The organism is Stenotrophomonas sp. INTA L402-1, from assembly GCF_059295135.1.
Genome location: NZ_JCAFWP010000001.1, coordinates 461,786 through 478,614, shown reverse-complemented (window position 1 = coordinate 478,614; position 16,829 = coordinate 461,786). Strand labels below are relative to the sequence as shown.

Sequence of the window (16,829 nt, the reverse complement as noted above, 5' to 3'; positions counted from 1 at the left end):
CGGCACCCCGGGGGCAGCTCAGCTGCGCTGCGAATCCAGCTGCTCGTGGTTCTTCTGCACGTCCTGCGCCTTCAGGTAGCTCTCGATCAACAGCTGGTAGTTCGGGAAGATCTTCGTGTAGACCTCGGCCCACTGCTGGGCATCGTCGCGGTTCCAGGTGCGCTGGATCTCCGAGGCCACCGCGGCGGTGTCCATCGGCACCACGCCGGCCTGCACTACGCGGGCCAGGGTGATCTCTTCGGCCATCTTCGAATAGGTGCCCGAGGCATCGATCACAGCGAACACCTGGTAGCCATCGGCCACCGCGGCGATCGACGGGAAGGCCATGCACACGCTGGTGATGGTGCCGGCGATGATCAGCTGCTTGCGGCCGGTGGCCTTCACTGCAGCAACGAATTCCGGGTTGTCCCAGGCGTTGATCTCACCCTTGCGCGCCACGTACTGGGCATGCGGGGCCGCGTCGTGGATCTCCGGGATCAGCGGACCGTTCGGGCCCTGTGGAACCGAGGCAGTGGTGATCACCGGCATCTTCGCCAGCGTGGCCATCTTCGCCAGCGCAGTGGCGTGGGCGCGCACGCTGGTGAATGGCATGTCACCGATGGTCTGGAACAGGCCGCTCTGGTGGTCGATCAGCAGCATCGCGGCGTTGTCCGGATCGATCACCGGGCGGGCACCGTTGAAGTTGGCGGGGGTACTCATGGTTAGTCTCCTGGGGAAGGTGGGCGATGGCCCATTGGCGCGACGGGTCATCACCCGCCGCGCGGAAGCGCTCAGTGCGCGATCTGGCCGAAGCGGCCGCTGTTGAAATCGTTGACCGCCTGGCTGATCTCGGCCTGGCTGTTCATCACGAACGGGCCGTAGCCCACCACCGGCTCGTCGATCGGCTCGCCGCTGAGCAGCAGCACAGTGGCGTCGCTGTCGGCGTCGACGAACACGTCCTCGCCGCTGCGATCGAAGGTGACCAGCTGCGCCTCGCCGACCGGCTGGCCGCCGTTGATCCGGACCGAGCCCTTCAACACCACCAGCGCCAGCGTGCGGCCATCGGCCACCGGCAGTTCGGCGTGGTGGCCCTGCTGCAGGCGGATGTCCCAGACATCCATCGGCGTGTGGGTACGTGCCGGACCGGCGTGGCCGTCGAAGCGGCCCGCGATGACACGCACGCGGCCGGCGCCCTCAGGCAGATCCACCGAGGGGATCTCTGCGTCAAGCAGGGTCTGGTAGCCCGGTGCGCCCATCTTGTCCCGCGCCGGCAGGTTGACCCAAAGCTGGACCATGTCCAGCGTGCCGCCGCGCTTGCTGAATTCCGGTGTGTGGAATTCCTCGTGGAGAATGCCGGAGGCAGCCGTCATCCACTGCACGTCACCCGGGCCGATGGTGCCGCCGGCACCGGTCGAATCGCGATGCGCGACCTCGCCTTCATAGACGATGGTGACCGTCTCGAAACCGCGGTGCGGATGCTGGCCGACCCCACGCGGGGTATCGCTGGGGGCGAAGCTGTACGGGCCGGCATAGTCCAGCAGCAGGAACGGGCTCAGGTGCTGGCCGTGGGTGTTGTAGGAAAACATCGAGCGGGCGGGGAATCCATCGCCCACCCAGTGCGGGCGGGGGGCGCTGTAGGTACCGGTGACACGCTTCATGGCGATCTCCTGGCCGGGGCTGCCGGCCGCTGTTCTTCGTTGCAGGAGACGATATCGCCGCGACAATTTGGCCGGTAGACGCCAATATTTGCCGTCATAGTCCTATCTGGTGAACAATGGCGGCAGGCCGTGGGCCGCAGGAGATCGCCCCGTGTTCATCGCAGATATCCGCCGTTGTGACCTCAACGACCTGTTCTATTTCGCCATGGTGGTCGAGCACGGCGGCTTCTCGCAGGCCGGTCGGGCGCTGGCCATGCCGAAGTCGAAACTGAGCCGGCGCATCGCGCTGCTGGAAGAACGGTTGGGCGTGCGCCTGATCCAGCGCTCGACCCGGCGTTTCTCGGTCACCGAGGTAGGCCAGGACTACTACCGCCATTGCAAGGCAATGCTGGTCGAGGCGGAGGCGGCCGAAGAAGCGATTGCGATGTCACGCGCTGAGCCGCGCGGCACGATCCGCCTTGCGTGCCCGATCGCGATCCTGCACGCGCGCATCGGCCCGATGCTGGCCGACTTCCTGGCCCTGCATCCGCAGGTGACGGTGCAGCTGGACGCCACCAACCGCCGCGTGGACGTGGTGGGCGAGGGTGTGGACGTGGCGATCCGGGTACGGCCGCCGCCGCTGGAGGACAGCGACCTGGTGGTGCGTGTGCTGGCGCGCCGGGTGTGGTGCACCAGTGCCAGTCCGGCGCTGCTGCAGCGGCTGGGCACGCCGCAGGTGCCGGCCGACCTGGCGATGATGCCGACCGTCGATCTGGCCTCGCCCAGTCAGCAGCATGTGTGGGAATACAGTGGGCCCGGCGAGATCCAGGCCAGCGTGCATCACCGCCCGCGCCTGGTCAGCGATGACATGATCGCGCTGCGCGCAGCCGCGGTGGCCGGGGTCGGGCTGTTGATGCTGCCGCGGATGATGATCACCGATGAGCTGGAGAGCGGGGCGCTGCTGCCGGTGCTCCCCGAGTGGGTGCCGAAGCACGGCATCGTGCATGCGGTGTTCCCTTCGCGGCGTGGGCTGCTGCCGGCGGTACGCGCGTTGATCGATTACCTCGCCGAGCGTTTCGAGGCGTTGGACGAACCGTAGGCTCCGCATCCACGCCATGCGTGGAGATCCTGGTGCCGCGCGACGGGCTTTCGCTTGCCGCCTGCGGCCGCGCAGCCCACAATCCATGTCCGGACCGTCGCCATCACGCCCATCATTCCCCGGTCCGGCCTTGGCACCTATGTCTCCCAATGCCCTGGCGCTGGTCGAGCTGCTGATCCGCGAGCGCCGTGCGTTGTCTCGCTTCATCGCGCGCTATCTCGACCCGGCCAGTACCGAGGACACCCTGCAGAACCTGTACCTGAAGGCCAGCAGCGTGCCCGGTGATCCACCGATCCTGGAGCCGCGCGGCTATCTGTACCGGATGGCCTATCACCATGCGCTCAACCGCAGCCAGGCCGACGCCCGCGAGCGGCGCGTGATGGCCGAGTACGCCGCCGACATGGCCGAGGCGGGCCACGACGGCGAGGCCCAGGCACTGGACCAGGCACAGCTGCGCGAGATCACCCAGACCATCCTCGCGCTGCCAGCGCAGGTCCGCGAGTGCCTCGTGCTCAACCGCTACCTGGGCCTGAGCGAGCGCGAGATCGCGACACGGCTGGGTATTTCCAAGAGCCTGGTCGGCAAGCATGTGCTGCGCGCGGCACTGTTGATCCAGCAGCACCAGCAGGGAATGCATCGATGAGCGGCGATTGCCGTGGGCAGATCGCGCCCGCCGTTGTCACAACAGGAAAGCGCACCCGTTCGTGGTGCGGCAGGCCACAACCATGACCACGTCCGAACCCTCGCCGCGTCAGGCCAGGCAGGCGTTGCGCTGGGTGATCCGGTGCAGTGCAGGCCCGCTGCCGGAACGCCAGCAACGAACCCTGCAGCGCTGGTTGCAGGCCGATCCGCGCCATGCGCTGGCCTGGCGCCAGCAGCAGGCCTTCTGGCAGGGGCTGGATGCCGCCGGGCCCGACGTGCTGGCGGCGCTGCCTGAATTGACCGCCGACCGCCAGGGATTGCGTCCGGTCGCACCGCGCCGTCGCCTGCCATGGCTGTTGGCCAGCGCCGCCGCTGTGGTTCTGATGGTCGCGGCCGCACCGCAGGCGCTGTTGCTGGCGCGCAGTGACCTGCGCAGCAGTGATGCGCCGCGCGTGGTGCAGCTGGACGACGGCAGCACTGCCGTGCTCGATGCGGGCACCGCATTGGCGGTCGAGTTCGATGGCCAGCAGCGTCGCCTGCACCTGCTGCGCGGGCAGGCCTGGTTCCAGGTGGCACACGAGGCGCGCCCGTTCCACGTCGAGGCGGCGGGCGGCCTGGTCCGTGACATTGGTACCGCCTTCAGTGTGTCGATGCTGGATACCACGGTCACCACCCAGGTCAGCGAGGGTGTGGTCGAGGTGCGTCCGGGCGATGGCAGCGTACAGCGCCTGCATGCGGGGCAGTCACGGGCGTTCCGTGACGGTCGCTGGCTGCAGCCTGTGCGGCTGGAAGATCCCGAGGCCGTGGCGCCATGGCGGCGGGGCGAGGTAGTGATCGATGATCAGTCGGCCACGCAGGCCATCGCCGATCTGGCGCGCTACCATCGCGCCCCGGTCTGGGTACTGGGTGGGCAGGGTGCAGGCGTACGGGTCAGTGGCCTGTTCCACCTGCAGCAGCCGGAGACGGCCATCGATGCGGTGGCCGCGCAGGCAGGACTGCGCGTGCAGCGCTTGCCCGGCGGCGCGCTGGTGGTGTGGTGAGGCCCGCGCAGCACCTGGATGAACGGGCCGCATGAAAAAAACATGAAAAAACCGTGGGCACCTGCAGTGTGCCGCTGTCTATAGAGGTATAGCCAGAGCGAAACACCGTTTTTCCTCAAGCCAGACACACCACCGGCACCGGATGTGCCCGTGGTCCAGCCACGCTTGAGGAGTTCCTGTCCATGCCGTCCACGGCATCCGCCTGTCATCGTCGCGCCACCGTTCTGGCCCTGGCCGTTTCCACCGCATTGCTGCCGCTGGCCTGGGTGCCGGCCGTGCAGGCACAACCGGCGATCGTCGCGCCGGTGCGCCAGTACGCCATTCCGGAGCAGCCACTGGCTGATGCCGTACGTGCCTTTGGCCGCCAGGCCGATGTGCAGGTGGTGTTCCGCAGCGACCTGGTGGAAGGCCGCCGCTCCAGTACAGTGAAAGGCGAGTACAGCCAGATGCAGGCGCTGCAGCAGCTGTTGCGCGGCAGCGGCGTGCGCGCGCAGCGCGGCATGGACGGCACCTGGAGCTTGCGTGCCGCAGCGGAGGCGGATGAGGGGGAAGGGGTGCGGGTGACCGAGACGCTGGACGTGGCCGGTCGCCTGCAGTCGGAAGGGGGCGAGGCCCGCGATCGGCGCGGCTACGATGATGTGTTCGCGCTGGACCTGACCACGGCGTATTCGGGGCGCGACCGGGTGGAGCGCTATCGCGGTTCCAATCCAGCCGACGTGGTCAAGGATCTGGTCGGTGTGTTCAGCGGCGATGCGCGCAACAGCGGCGCGCTGGACATCAACATCCGCGGCATCCAGGGGCCCGGGCGGGTGCCGGTCAGCATCGACGGTGGCGAACAGGCGCTCACGGTCTGGCGCGGCTACAACGGCGTCAGCAACCGCAACTACATCGATCCCAACCTGATTGGTGGCATCCAGGTCATCAAGGGGCCAGGGCTGGTGCGCGATGTGCACAGCGGGATCGGTGGTGCGCTGGTGATCAAGACCATCGACGTTGACGACATCGTTGCTGCCGGCGAACGCTTCGGCGGGGAGCTGAAGATCGAAGGCAGCAGCAATGCGGTGGCACCGCGCCTGCCGAGGCTGCACACCGGCGAGGATTACCGCACCGTGCCGGGGTTCCCGCAGGGCTCGCCGAACTCACCCTATGACGACCGCACCCTGGTGGTGCCGGTGAAGTCGCGTAGTGGCAACAATCCCTTCGATGGCGAGGATCAGGCCTGGCGGTTGGCACTGGGTGTGCGCGGTGACAACGTCGACCTGATGGCCGCCTACGCCTGGCGCAAGCGTGGCAATTATTTCTCCGGCAGCAAGGGAAGCGCGTACTACGACCAGGACCGGCGCGAGCAGTACGAGTACCAGGGCATCGACTACATCACCACGCTGGCGCGCTACTTCAAGCCGGGCGATGAAGTGCCCAACACCTCCAGCGAACAGGAGTCGTGGCTGGTCAAGGGAACCTGGCAGATCAACGACGACCAGCAGCTGAAGGCCACCTGGCGGCGCACGTTGTCCCACTATGGTGAGATCATGCCGTCGCGCATCCTGTCCGCGCCCGACTACGGGCGCATCCAGTGGCCGCTCAGCCGGGTTGCGTCCGATGCCTGGAACCTGGAATACCGCTTCCAGCCGGCCGGCAGCCGCTGGCTGGACCTCTACGCCAATCTGTGGCGCACCGAGACGGACAGCGATACCTACACCGCAGGCGGCTTCCCGAACTTCGCAGTGGGTAGTCCGGCATGGAACCCGGACGCCAGCCCGATCCTGCGCAACACCGCGCTGGCCAACGCGCGCAACGACCGCACCGGCCTGATCCTGAGCAACCGCTTCGCCCTGCATTCGACCCTGGACCTGACCGTGGGCGGCAACTGGCAGTACGAGAAGCTCGGCTCGAGCGATCCGTACTTCGGTACCACCGATGGCTGGCGCATGTTCCCGCGTGCCGGGCGCCGACAGGAGGGCGAGGGCTACCTGACCCTGGAGTGGCGGCCGGTCGACTTCCTTACCCTCAATGCAGGCGTGCGCTACAGCCGCTACTGGGCCTTCGACGATTTCCTCGAGGCGCACCCCGAGCTGCTGGCCAAGGGCGTAGGTGGCAAGGAAGCGCAGTACACCGTGAACGAGTTGCCGCCCCGTCCCGCCAATCTGCAGGCCCGCATCGACGCGTTGGAAGCACGCCGGGCCGTATGGGAAAAGCGCGGCATGGGCTGGTTCATCGATGACAGCATCCGTGCCTTGCTGGCGCCGTACGAGACGCCGCGTCCGGTCAGGTACACGCGGCCCTGGCTGCCCGATGCCGATGGCAACTACACCCGCGCCGGCAATCCGTGCCTCAATGGCGAAGTGGCGGCCATTCCCGGCGTGCAGCCGGTGTTCGCCGGCAGCGACCAGGTCTGCAACATCGGCAACAGCGTACAGTCGCAGCCGGTCGATGCACGCAACAGCCGCCGCCGCGACCATGCCTGGCTGCCGACCTTCTCGGCCACTGCACACCTGTCCCCGGCCGCCCGTGCCTACGTGCGTTACAGCGAAGCGGTGCGCTTCCCGAGCATGTTCGAAAGCACCATCGCCTTCTCCGGCAGCCTCAATCCGCTGCATGCGCTCAAGCCCGAGCACGCCTACAACTACGAAGTGGGCTACGTGCACAACCTGTCGGCCCTGTTCGGCAACACCGCCGATGCCGACGTCAAGCTGGCGTACTACGTGCACAAGACCCGTGACGTGATCGAGCGCGATGGCAACTTCCTGTTCGACAACATCGACAAGCAGACCATCCGTGGCATCGAACTGCAGGCCCGCTTCGACAACCGGCGCTTCTTCACCGATCTGGGCATCACCCGCACGCTGGAAAACGAGGTGTGTGACGAGAGCACGGCGGTGCTCCTGGATGCGAACCGCGGCCTGGTCCCGAACTGCGTGCAGGATGGTTTCGTCGGTGGCTACCTGCTGACCCAGGCCATTCCCAAGCTGTCGATCAACTGGTCGCTGGGCACGCGCCTGTTCGATGAGCGCCTGGAGCTTGGCAGCCGCATCGTGCACTACCAGCGCCACGAGAACCCTGATCTGCAGGCCTACCGTGACCGCCTGCTGAGCGGTGGCAGCGGCCTGCTCTGGCAGAACGTGCCGTTCACCTGGGGAAACATCACCACCGTCGATGCCTATGCGCGCTGGCGCTTCAACGAGCATGCCAGCGTCGAACTGGTCGGCAGCAACCTCGGCAACCGCTACTACGTCGATCCAGCCACGCGGTCCACGCTGCCGGCCCCGGGTCGCACCCTGAAGCTCGGCGTCACCGCACGCTTCTGATCTCCCACCTTCAAGCGTTGTACCCGTAGTTCCCTCAATCAAGGAGCAATACCATGAAAATGATCTCCCGTTCGGTTCTCGCCGTTGCCGCCTCGCTGGCTCTGGTCGGTGCCGCGCATGCTGCCGATATCGTCGGTGCCGCCAGTGCCAAGACCGATGCCGAGCTGTACGTGGCGGTTGGCGAGTCGCAGGTCAATGGCGGCCCGCACCGCGCTGGCAAGGCCGGCATCGGTGTCGGTACCGTGTCCCAGGCCAAGCCGGTGGACTTCCAGGGTCTGAGCGCCTACTCGGCACCTACCACCGTCAATGGCGTGACGGTACGTACCCTGGCCATGCCGATCACCGGCGCACCGGGCAGCCACGCCGGCATGGGCCACTTCAACTTCGTCAAGGTCGGCAGTGGCGATGTCTGGTTCGGTGAATGGTCCAAGGATGGCGCCGCCGGTGGCTTCAACAACCGCCAGGTCTACTTCGTTGGTGACCGCGCCGGCACCACGCTGCCCGCTGGCGTGGCGTCCTACACCGTGGCTGGCCTGAACAAGTTCAACGGCAGCAACCTGCTGAGCGGCACCTTCGACGCCGACTTCGGCGCCGGCACCCTGGATGGTGCGCTGTCGGGCAACGGCCTGAACCTGGCCATCGTTGCCAACATCAACAGTGCCGACGCATCGTTCGCCGGTTCGGCCACCGCCAACGGCAGCGTTGCCGGCACCACCCAGGGGCAGTTCTTCGGCGCCAACGCGGCCGCCCTGGCCGGTATCGCCACCTTCAGCGGCAACAGCCAGTACGACACCGCCTTCGGCGGCAGCAAGAACTGATTGCCACGCCCCTGACGGGGCAGGGCAGGGACAAGCCGCGATCCGCCAGTCCCTGCTTCGGCCCGCTGCATGCACCACCACGGATCGACCATGCGCCATCCCATCTTCCTTGTCGTACTGCTGCTGGCGGCCGCCGACGTGCGCGCCCAGCAGGACGATCTTCGCCGCGTGCTCGAACAGGGCACCGACCTGCGCCACCAGCAGCAGGACCAGCAGCGCCTGCAGCAGGCCGAGTCGGAGCGACCGACCATCACCATCGACGGCCAGACCCTGCGCGTGGAGCGCACGGTCGACGATCTGGGCCAGGCGCTGTACCTGTCGCTGCAGCATCAGCAATGGGGCGCCGCGCAACGCTTCCTGGATGAATACATCGAACTGCCCGGCCACGACCCGTTGCTGCGCCACTATGCGCAGGGCGGCCTGGCGCGGGTGGCCGGCAATCACCACTGCGCGGCCAACGAGTACGAGGCGCTGCTGGAGGCACAGCCGGATTTCCTGCCGGCCCGCCTTGAACTTGCGCGCGTCTACGCCGAGGACCAGCGCGATCGCGATGCGGTGGCGTTGTTCACGGCGATCGCGGATGGCATCAATGCCGATGACCCTGCCACCGCAGGTGTACGCGGACGGGTGGACGCCTATCTGGCTGCGCTGCAGGCGCGCCAGCGCTGGAAAGGCGCGCTGTCCGCCGGCCCGGCATGGAGTGACAACATCAACCGCAGCTCGGCCAGCCGCACCTGCCTGTTCGGGGTAGGCGACACCTGCATCATCCAGCGCAATCTTCCCGATGCCCAGCGCGCCATGGGCCTGGACTACGACGGTAACCTCGAACGTCGCTGGGCCCTGAAGGGCCACCATGGCGTGTACGTGCGTGGCCTCGCATTCGGCCAGGCATGGCGTGGGCACAGCGCCTACAACGAGCTCAATGCCAACCTGCAGGCGGGTTACAGCTGGCGTAGCGCACGGCATACCCTGCAGATCGCCCCCAGCTATGACTATCAGGGCCTCGGCAACCGGGCCCTGCAGGGCGGCAGCGGGCTGCATGGCGAATGGCAATATGCGCTGGACGCGCGCAGCCTGCTCAAGCTGGAGGCCGACTGGAAGCGCCAGCGCTATCGCCAGCGTGGCCTGGCCGCCAATTACGACGGTGAGCTGGCCGCGGTGTATGCCACCTGGTTCCGTGCGCTCAACCCGCGCTGGACCCTCTTTGCCGGGCTGGACCTGAGTGACAGCAGCGCCGCGAACCCAGCCAACGGCTACCGCCAGCGCGGCGTGCGGCTGGGTGCGGCGCGGCAATGGAGTGGCACCACCGCCACCGTATTCGTCTCGTTGCGCGAGCGCGACTACGACGCGTGGAGTCCGCTGCTGGAGGCGCGGCGTGAGGACAGCGAACAGAACCTGATCGCCATCGTGCGCAGCGAGCGCCTTGCCGTGGCCGGGCTGGTACCCAGCCTGAGCCTGCGCTACGCGCGCATCGACAGCAACGTTGGCTGGCTGTACAGCCACGACCGCAGCCTGCTCAGCCTGAAGTGGGAGCGGGTCTTCTGAACACGCCGCTGCAATGCCGCGGTGAACGGGCCGTGGCCGCGATCTTCATCCATCATCACGCGCTCTTGTAGCCCGGTTCGCGCATCCTGCGGGCGTTGCGGCAGAGCTGGGCCGCGTGTATCGAGGAGCGCCGGTCGTGCTGGAAGCGGGCAACAAACCAGAGGGCCTGAAAGGGCTGCGTGTACTGGTGGCGGAGGATGAATTCGCCATCGCAATGTTCCTGGTCGACTATCTGGAGCTGAAAGGCGCGCAGGTAGTGGGGCCGGCCGGTGACCTGCAGGCGCTGGGGCAGCTGGTCGATACCCATCCCATCGATGTGGCATTGCTGGACATCAACCTGGGCGGTGAGCAGGTCTATCCGCTGGCCGATCGGCTGGCCGAGGCGGGTACGCCCTTCCTGCTGACCTCCGGTTACGACGACAACCTGCCCAGCCGCTTCGCCAGTGCGCCGCGCTGTACCAAGCCTTATCACATCGAAACCCTGGTGCAGCAGCTGGCCGGGCTGGTGGCGGCGCCGCAGGTCTCTGCGGGCATCGCCTGATTGCGCGGCATGTCGCGCCGTCCTGAAGGCATCCACGCCGCCAAGCTGCGTGGCTCGATGCCGCCTGCGTCGCGCCTGCATGCGCGCCACGATGGCATGGCCGCGCGTATCGCCCGCCACGACTGGTCGTCCACGCCATTGGGTGCCTGTGAGCAGTGGCCGCCCCACCTGCGCGCCACCGTCGACCTGATGCTGGCCCATGGCTTCCCGATGATCGTGCTGTGGGGCGAGCAGCTGGTGCAGCTCTACAACGATGGTTATGCCGAGATCCTGGCCGACAAGCATCCCGGCGGGCTCGGCCAGCCGACCCGCGAGTGCTGGCCCGAGGTGTGGCATATCAACGGGCCGATCTACCAGCGCGTCTGGCAGGGCGAAACCATCACTTACGAGGACAAACTCTATCCCCTGGCGCGCCGCGGGTGGTTGGAGGACGTCTGGTTCACCATTACCTACAGCCCGATCCGTGGCGAGGAGGGGCGCATCAACGGCGTGTTGGTGACCATGTTCGAGACCACAGCGGCACATGTGGCCCAATTGGCACGCGAGCGCGAAGAGCAGAAGCGGCGGGAGGCGGACCGGCGCTTGGCATTGGCCTTCAAGGTGCTGCCGGTAGGTGTCTGCATTGTCGACACCGAGGGGCGCTTGCAGCTGTCCAACGACCAGATGCGTGCCTACCTGCCCAGCGGCAAGGTGCCTTCCACGGATGAGGTGAACCTGCATCGATGGCGTGGGTGGCATGCGGACGGTAACGCCATCGAGGCGCACGACTTCGCCATCGCCCGCGCAATGCGCGGCGAGACCGTGGTGCCGGGGCTGGAGTTCCAGTACCTGCATGATGATGGCCGCGCGCGCTGGACCCGGGTCGCTGCCGCGCCCCTGCGCGATGGCGACGGTGAGGTCAGCGGGGTATTTGCCATCGCGGTGGACATCGACGACCTCAAGCGTGCCACTGAGCGTCAATCGGTATTGCTGGCCGAACTGCAGCACCGGGTGCGCAACATCATGTCGACCATCCATGCCATTGCCTGGCGGACCCGCGAGTCGGTCAGCAGTGTGGATGAATACGCTGAACGGTTGTGCGGGCGACTGATGTCGCTGGCACGCACGCAGAGCCTGCTGACCCGTGGTGCCAATGCCGGCGTCTGCCTGCGTGGCATGCTCGACGAGGAGATCGCTGCGCAGACGCCGGCAGCGGCCGCCTACCGCCTGCAGGGCGAGGACGTGCTGCTGCCGCCGAAAGCAGCCGAAGTACTGTCCCTGGCGATCCACGAATTAGCGACCAACGCGCTGAGGCATGGCGCGCTCACCCATGAGGATGGCCGGATCGAGGTCACCTGGGATCTGCAGGTTCAGGCCGGCCAGCCATGGCTGGGCCTGCACTGGTGCGAGCGTCATGCCGAGGTGGAGGGCTGGGAGCTGCCCCGCCAGCGCGGCCTGGGCCGGGCGCTGATCGAGCAGCGCGTGCCGTACGAGCTGGCTGGCAGCGGGGAGCTGCGCTTTGGCCCACAAGGCCTGGATGCCTGGATCCGCTTCCCGCTGCGGGAGCGCGACAGCCTGCTGCAGACCGATGCCCCGGGCGCGGCGGCGGAGGGTTCCGTCAGGTAATGGTCCATTTATCCCCAATTGGGCCAAATTGGGCATAATGGCCTCAACTATCCCCGTCTGGAGCCGTGCCATGACCCTGCCGCTGGATCTGCCTGGCCTCGAAAAGGCCCCGGCCTCGTCGGTGAAGACCCGTGGTTGGCCGAGCCTGATGCGCACCGTGCGCGAGAAGCAGGCACTGGTCATCACCAACCATAATCATCCCGAAGCGGTGATCGTGGATATCCGCACGTATCAGGAGCTGCTGGCCAAGGCCGCCGGCGGTGACGCCGGTGAGCGCAGTGAAGAACTGCTGCGCCTGCGCGGTGAGTTCGACCAGACCCTGGCCAGCCTGCAGCGCGGTGAGGGGCTGGGCAAGGTGCTGGGCCAGCCGATCCGCCGTGGCCGCAAGGTCACCCTCGGCCGTCCGCTCTGAACGATGGGGCGGATCCTGGTGCTGGCCGGCGTCAATGGCGCCGGCAAAAGTTCGCTGCTGGGTACCTGGCTGGAAGCCGAAGGACTGAGCTGGTTCAACCCCGATTCGTTCACCCGCCGCCTGGTCGAGGCTGGCTGGCCGCTGCCCGAAGCCAATGCCGAGGCCTGGCAGGAAGGCACCCGCCGCCTGCGCCAGGCCATGGCCGATGGCACGGACTTCGCCTTCGAAACAACGCTGGGTGGCAACACCATTCCGCGCCTGCTGCGCGAGGCCTGCGAGCACCATCACGTCGCGATCTGGTTCTGTGGCCTGGCCACGGTCGAGCTGCACATCGCCCGCGTGGCGGCGCGGGTAGAGGCCGGTGGCCACGATATTCCGGTGGAAAAGATCCACGCCCGCTTCGATTCGGCGCGCGAGAACCTGTTGGACCTGCTGCCGCACCTGGCTGAGCTGCATGTCTACGACAACAGCGCGCCGGCCGACGCAGAAGGCTGCGCCGCGCCCCTCCCGGTGCTGGCGATGGAGCGCGGCCAGCTGCAGTACCCGGTCTCGGTGGCCGAACTGCTGCATACGCCGGACTGGGCCAAACCGATCGTGATGCGTGCGATGGAGTTGGACACCCCGCAGTAGATCCACGCCATGTGTGGATGTCTTTCACATCGCGCGAAGGCGCGCCGTGCACGACTGGGCGCCACCGGAGCTGCGGTTAGACTGACCGCACACTCATGGAGGACGACATGCACGGACCTGCGACGTTCCGCTCCACTTCGATCTGTCTGGTGCTTGCTGCGCTGGCGCTGTCCAGCCTGACGGCGACGGCCGCGCCTGCCGCGTCCAAGCGGGTGGTGCCGCCGCCCAGCCTGGTACAGGCCTACCACGCCGCCGAAGCCAACCTGCGGCTGATTCCCGGCGACGACATTGAATCCGATTTCCGTCCGGTGTGGACCGCTGTTGCCGACCTCGATGGCGATGGCCGTGCCGAGGTCGTGTATTTCTACACGTCCACCTACACCGGCGGCAGCTTCGCGCAACGCAATGTGGTGGCGGTGATGACGGCAAACGATCCGCGCGGCCAGGAGAACCCGAACAGCCTGTCGCCGGTGGAAGCAGAGGACTATGCCGCCATCCGCCAGTATGGCTATGGTGACGACGCGGTTGAACAGATTCCAGGCGCCATCCGCGCGATCCGCATCCAGGGTGATCGCATCATTGTCGATTTCACCGTCAGTGCCGGGGCGACGGTCTGCGAATGGAAGAGCCCGAACCGCCACGTCTGTCCGCCGGACGGAAACTACACATGGACGCTGCGTTGGATGCCGGGGAAGCTGACCCGCATCAAGAAATAGCGCCAGGTAGCGCCGGGCGTATCCGCCCGGCGCCACTGGCCCCATGTAGATCCAGGCCATGCGTGTGGCATTTCGCGGCGAGCCTCAGGCCGGCTTCACCTGCTCGGGCTCAGCAACGTCCGGCAGCGGCGGCAGGCTCGGGTCCACCGTCACCGGCGCATCGCTCTTCAGCAGCGCAGCCGCTTCCCTGTCGCTGCCGACGGCCGGCGGTGAACCACGCAACGGCAGGCCGGCGGTTTCCTTCACGAACAGCATCGTGATCAGGCCGATCACCGCCGCGCCCATCAGGTAATAGGCCGGCACCAGCGGGTCGCCGGTACGTTCCACCAGCCATGCGGTCACCAGCGGCGTGGTGCCACCGAACAGCGACACCGAGACGTTGAAGGCGATCGACAGCGCGCTGTAGCGCACCGGTGTGTAGAACAGCGCTGGCAGCGTGGATGGCATCGAGCTGGTGAAGCACACCAAGGCCAGGCCCAGCAGCATCAGGCCGAGGAAGATCATCCAGTCGTTGCCGCTGCCGACCAGCAGCAGGCACGGAATGGCCAGCACCAGCAACGCAATGCAGGCGCCGATGATCATCGGCCGGCGGCCCAGCTTGTCACTGAACAATCCGCCGACGATGTTCAACGGCATCATCACCAGCATCACGATGATGATCAGCAGCAGGCCTTTGCTCTCGGCGTAGCCCATGGTGACGCTGAGGTAGCTGGGCATGTAGGTCAGCAGCATGTAGTCGGTGACGTTGAACACCAGCACCAGGCCCATGCACACCAGCAGTTGGCGGCCGTGCACCTGGAACAGCGCGGCCAGCCCGGGCCGGTCGTGCTCGCGCTTCTCGGCTTCCTCGGCGAAGGCGCGGAATGCCGGGGTCTCTTCCAGCTTCATGCGCATGTACAGGCCGAGCAGGCCCAGCGGGCCGGCCACCAGGAATGGAATGCGCCAGCCCCAGTCGAGCATCTGTTCGCTGCTCAACAGCATGTGCAGCGCGGTCACGGTACCGGCGCCGGCGATGTATCCGCCCAGCGTACCGAACTCCAGCCAGCTGCCCATCAGGCCGCGGTTGCGGTCGGTGGAATACTCGGCGATGAAGGTGGCCGCACCGCCGTACTCGCCGCCGGTGGAAAAGCCCTGCACCACACGCGCCAGCAGCAACAGCACCGGTGCCCAGATGCCGATCCGCTCGTAGGAAGGAATCAGGCCGATCGCAAAGGTACCCAGCGCCATCAGGATCATGGTGAACGCCAGCACCTTCTGGCGCCCATAGCGGTCGCCGAGCGGGCCGAACACCAGGCCGCCGAGTGGACGCACCAGGAATGCCACGGTGAAGGTGGCGAAGGCCGCGATCACCTGTGCGGTGGGATTGCTCGAAGGGAAGAACACCTGGCCGATGGTGACGGCCAGATAGCCGTAGACACCGAAGTCGAACCACTCCATGGCATTGCCGAGGGCGGCGGCGCCGACGGCGCGCTTGAGCATGGGCTTGTCGACGACGGTGATCTCATCGACCTTGAGGTGGCGGCGGCGTTTGAACCAGCCGAAATGGGCATGGGAATCGGGCGTGTCCTGCATGGGGGTTCCCTTGTAGGTTTGGAATGGGGGAATGGGCGGTGTGATGTGTCCCGGAAATCGGAAACGGCGATGCAGGCGCAAGTGGCGCAGGGGCATCGGAAGGCGGCGTGGGGGCCGGGGAATGTGTGCAGGCGCAACGCCACGCGCACGGCAAAGCACCGCCGCAAGGGCGGAAACGCGGCAACGGGATCACAACGGCCGCGCAGTTGGCAGCCGCGTGTCACATCAGCGTGTGGGGAAGGCAGGCCGTGGGCCTGCGGGCGTCATCCGCCGGGATCCAGCGCGAGGCGATGGAAATGCAGGGCGGGAGCAATCGTGGCAAGCGAAGCGCCGGTCGGCAGTGCTTCCCACGTAACAGGTGCGCCCGTCACGTAGTGGGTCGTGTCGATCATCCGTTCATCATAACGGCACCGGCGTGAGCGTGCAGCGAAGCGGGCTGATCTGCACGCTGTGTTCCACGTCGCCTGTTCAGAAGGCTCAGGCTGACTTCGCCAGCAAACCGAACACCGTGCAGGCCATCGCCAAGGCGCCCGGCAGTGCCAGTTTCCGCGTGACCAGTGCGGCGCCGATCATCGTGAGCACCGAGAGCATGATGGCCAGGGCGAAAACCGGTTGGCCCTGCAGGAACTGGTGGATGCAGCCGGCGCAGCCGGCAATGGCCAGGCTGGTGGCGAAGCAGATGTGGAACAGTGAGCCAGCGTGCACAGAGGTTCCTCGCGATGATGGAGGCCATAGCGGCAGGCCTCCCGGTAAATTTAGGGCGGATTCCAGATTGCGATGACGGAATCACATCCTGTACGCGCTCTGGTGACATAGGCGTGCATAAGGTGGAGCGCACACCCACTTTTCAAGTTGATGGAGGATGCAATGGCGCGGACGATTCCCGAAGGAACGCTGATCGTGGTAGCCGACGGTGGTTCGGCACGGGTGTTCACCAACGTGGGCAGCAACCATCAGTTGACCCTGAAACAGGAGGGCGAGCTGCGCCTGCAGGACATCAGTGAGCAGGGCGTGTCCGGGCAGGGGCCTGCGGGTGCCGTGCCGAAGGACATGTCGGTCTCGCAGCTCAACGAGGCGACGTTCGCCAAGCAGGTGGCCGAACAGCTCAATGAGGATGCCTTGAAGAACCGCTATGCGCACCTGGTGTTGATCGCCGACCCGACCACGCTGGGTCGCATTCGTCCGCTGCTGCATAAAGAGGTCCAGGCGCGATTGCTCGGGGATATTGCCAAGGACCTGACCAACGCGCCGCTGGAAGACATCCAGAAGGCACTGGCGGCGTAGCGCT

Annotated in this window: 17 protein-coding genes; 12 read left to right on the top strand and 5 right to left on the bottom strand. The window is 66.6% G+C overall.

The features are described from left to right. Positions 1-18: 18 nt before the first annotated feature. Positions 19-699, bottom strand: a complete 681-nt coding sequence (locus AC5O77_RS02170) for a hydrolase (RefSeq protein ID WP_005409868.1) — start codon at positions 697-699, stop codon at positions 19-21. Positions 700-770: 71 nt separating this feature from the next. Next, on the bottom strand, positions 771-1,637 hold the full coding sequence (locus AC5O77_RS02165; protein ID WP_032129427.1) for a pirin family protein: 867 nt from the start codon (positions 1,635-1,637) through the stop codon (positions 771-773). Between the two features lie 151 nt (positions 1,638-1,788). Here AC5O77_RS02165 and AC5O77_RS02160 point away from each other — a divergent pair, with 151 nt between their 5' ends. The 11 genes from AC5O77_RS02160 to AC5O77_RS02110 all read left to right on the top strand — a co-directional run bounded on the left by AC5O77_RS02160 (position 1,789) and on the right by AC5O77_RS02110 (position 13,969). Next, positions 1,789-2,715: a LysR family transcriptional regulator gene (locus AC5O77_RS02160; protein ID WP_071227968.1), complete on the top strand. Its 927-nt coding sequence runs from the start codon at positions 1,789-1,791 to the stop codon at positions 2,713-2,715. 139 nt (positions 2,716-2,854) lie between these two features. Beyond that, entirely contained in the window at positions 2,855-3,358 is a 504-nt protein-coding gene (locus AC5O77_RS02155) for an RNA polymerase sigma factor (protein ID WP_494506390.1), read from the top strand. Positions 3,359-3,440: 82 nt separating this feature from the next. Next, positions 3,441-4,397 carry a FecR family protein gene (locus AC5O77_RS02150; protein WP_494506389.1) on the top strand — a complete coding sequence of 319 codons (957 nt, stop codon included), beginning with the start codon at positions 3,441-3,443 and terminating at the stop codon, positions 4,395-4,397. Between the two features lie 182 nt (positions 4,398-4,579). Beyond that, a complete protein-coding gene (locus tag AC5O77_RS02145; protein WP_494506388.1) occupies positions 4,580-7,702 on the top strand; it encodes a TonB-dependent receptor in 3,123 nt (1,040 codons plus the stop codon). Between the two features lie 53 nt (positions 7,703-7,755). After that, entirely contained in the window at positions 7,756-8,520 is a 765-nt protein-coding gene (locus AC5O77_RS02140) for a Slam-dependent surface lipoprotein (protein WP_032129432.1), read from the top strand. 90 nt (positions 8,521-8,610) lie between these two features. After that, positions 8,611-10,065, top strand: coding sequence for a surface lipoprotein assembly modifier (locus AC5O77_RS02135; protein WP_494506387.1), 1,455 nt, complete (start codon positions 8,611-8,613; stop codon positions 10,063-10,065). A 136-nt stretch (positions 10,066-10,201) separates the two neighbouring features. Beyond that, positions 10,202-10,606, top strand: a complete 405-nt coding sequence (locus AC5O77_RS02130; protein WP_019337750.1) for a response regulator — start codon at positions 10,202-10,204, stop codon at positions 10,604-10,606. A gap of 9 nt (positions 10,607-10,615) precedes the next feature. After that, positions 10,616-12,211, top strand: a complete 1,596-nt coding sequence (locus tag AC5O77_RS02125; protein WP_478058270.1) for a sensor histidine kinase — start codon at positions 10,616-10,618, stop codon at positions 12,209-12,211. Between the two features lie 70 nt (positions 12,212-12,281). Further along, positions 12,282-12,623: a type II toxin-antitoxin system prevent-host-death family antitoxin gene (locus AC5O77_RS02120; protein WP_005413623.1), complete on the top strand. Its 342-nt coding sequence runs from the start codon at positions 12,282-12,284 to the stop codon at positions 12,621-12,623. Between the two features lie 3 nt (positions 12,624-12,626). Further along, a complete protein-coding gene (locus tag AC5O77_RS02115) occupies positions 12,627-13,253 on the top strand; it encodes an ATPase (RefSeq protein ID WP_132810239.1) in 627 nt (208 codons plus the stop codon). 107 nt (positions 13,254-13,360) lie between these two features. After that, positions 13,361-13,969, top strand: a complete 609-nt coding sequence (locus AC5O77_RS02110; RefSeq protein WP_494506386.1) for a hypothetical protein — start codon at positions 13,361-13,363, stop codon at positions 13,967-13,969. An 84-nt stretch (positions 13,970-14,053) separates the two neighbouring features. Here AC5O77_RS02110 and proP read toward each other — a convergent pair whose 3' ends face one another. From proP to AC5O77_RS02095, 3 genes are all read right to left on the bottom strand, one after another. Continuing rightward, positions 14,054-15,541: a glycine betaine/L-proline transporter ProP gene (proP, locus tag AC5O77_RS02105; RefSeq protein ID WP_494506385.1), complete on the bottom strand. Its 1,488-nt coding sequence runs from the start codon at positions 15,539-15,541 to the stop codon at positions 14,054-14,056. 263 nt (positions 15,542-15,804) lie between these two features. Next, a complete protein-coding gene (locus AC5O77_RS02100; RefSeq protein ID WP_256200907.1) occupies positions 15,805-15,933 on the bottom strand; it encodes a hypothetical protein in 129 nt (42 codons plus the stop codon). Positions 15,934-16,018: 85 nt separating this feature from the next. Continuing rightward, positions 16,019-16,246 carry a hypothetical protein gene (locus AC5O77_RS02095; RefSeq protein ID WP_494506384.1) on the bottom strand — a complete coding sequence of 76 codons (228 nt, stop codon included), beginning with the start codon at positions 16,244-16,246 and terminating at the stop codon, positions 16,019-16,021. A 162-nt stretch (positions 16,247-16,408) separates the two neighbouring features. Between AC5O77_RS02095 and AC5O77_RS02090 the strand changes: the two genes are divergently transcribed. Further along, positions 16,409-16,825 (top strand): baeRF12 domain-containing protein, encoded by a 417-nt coding sequence (locus AC5O77_RS02090; protein WP_019337746.1) that lies wholly within the window; start codon positions 16,409-16,411, stop codon positions 16,823-16,825. The last annotated feature ends 4 nt before the right edge of the window (positions 16,826-16,829 follow it).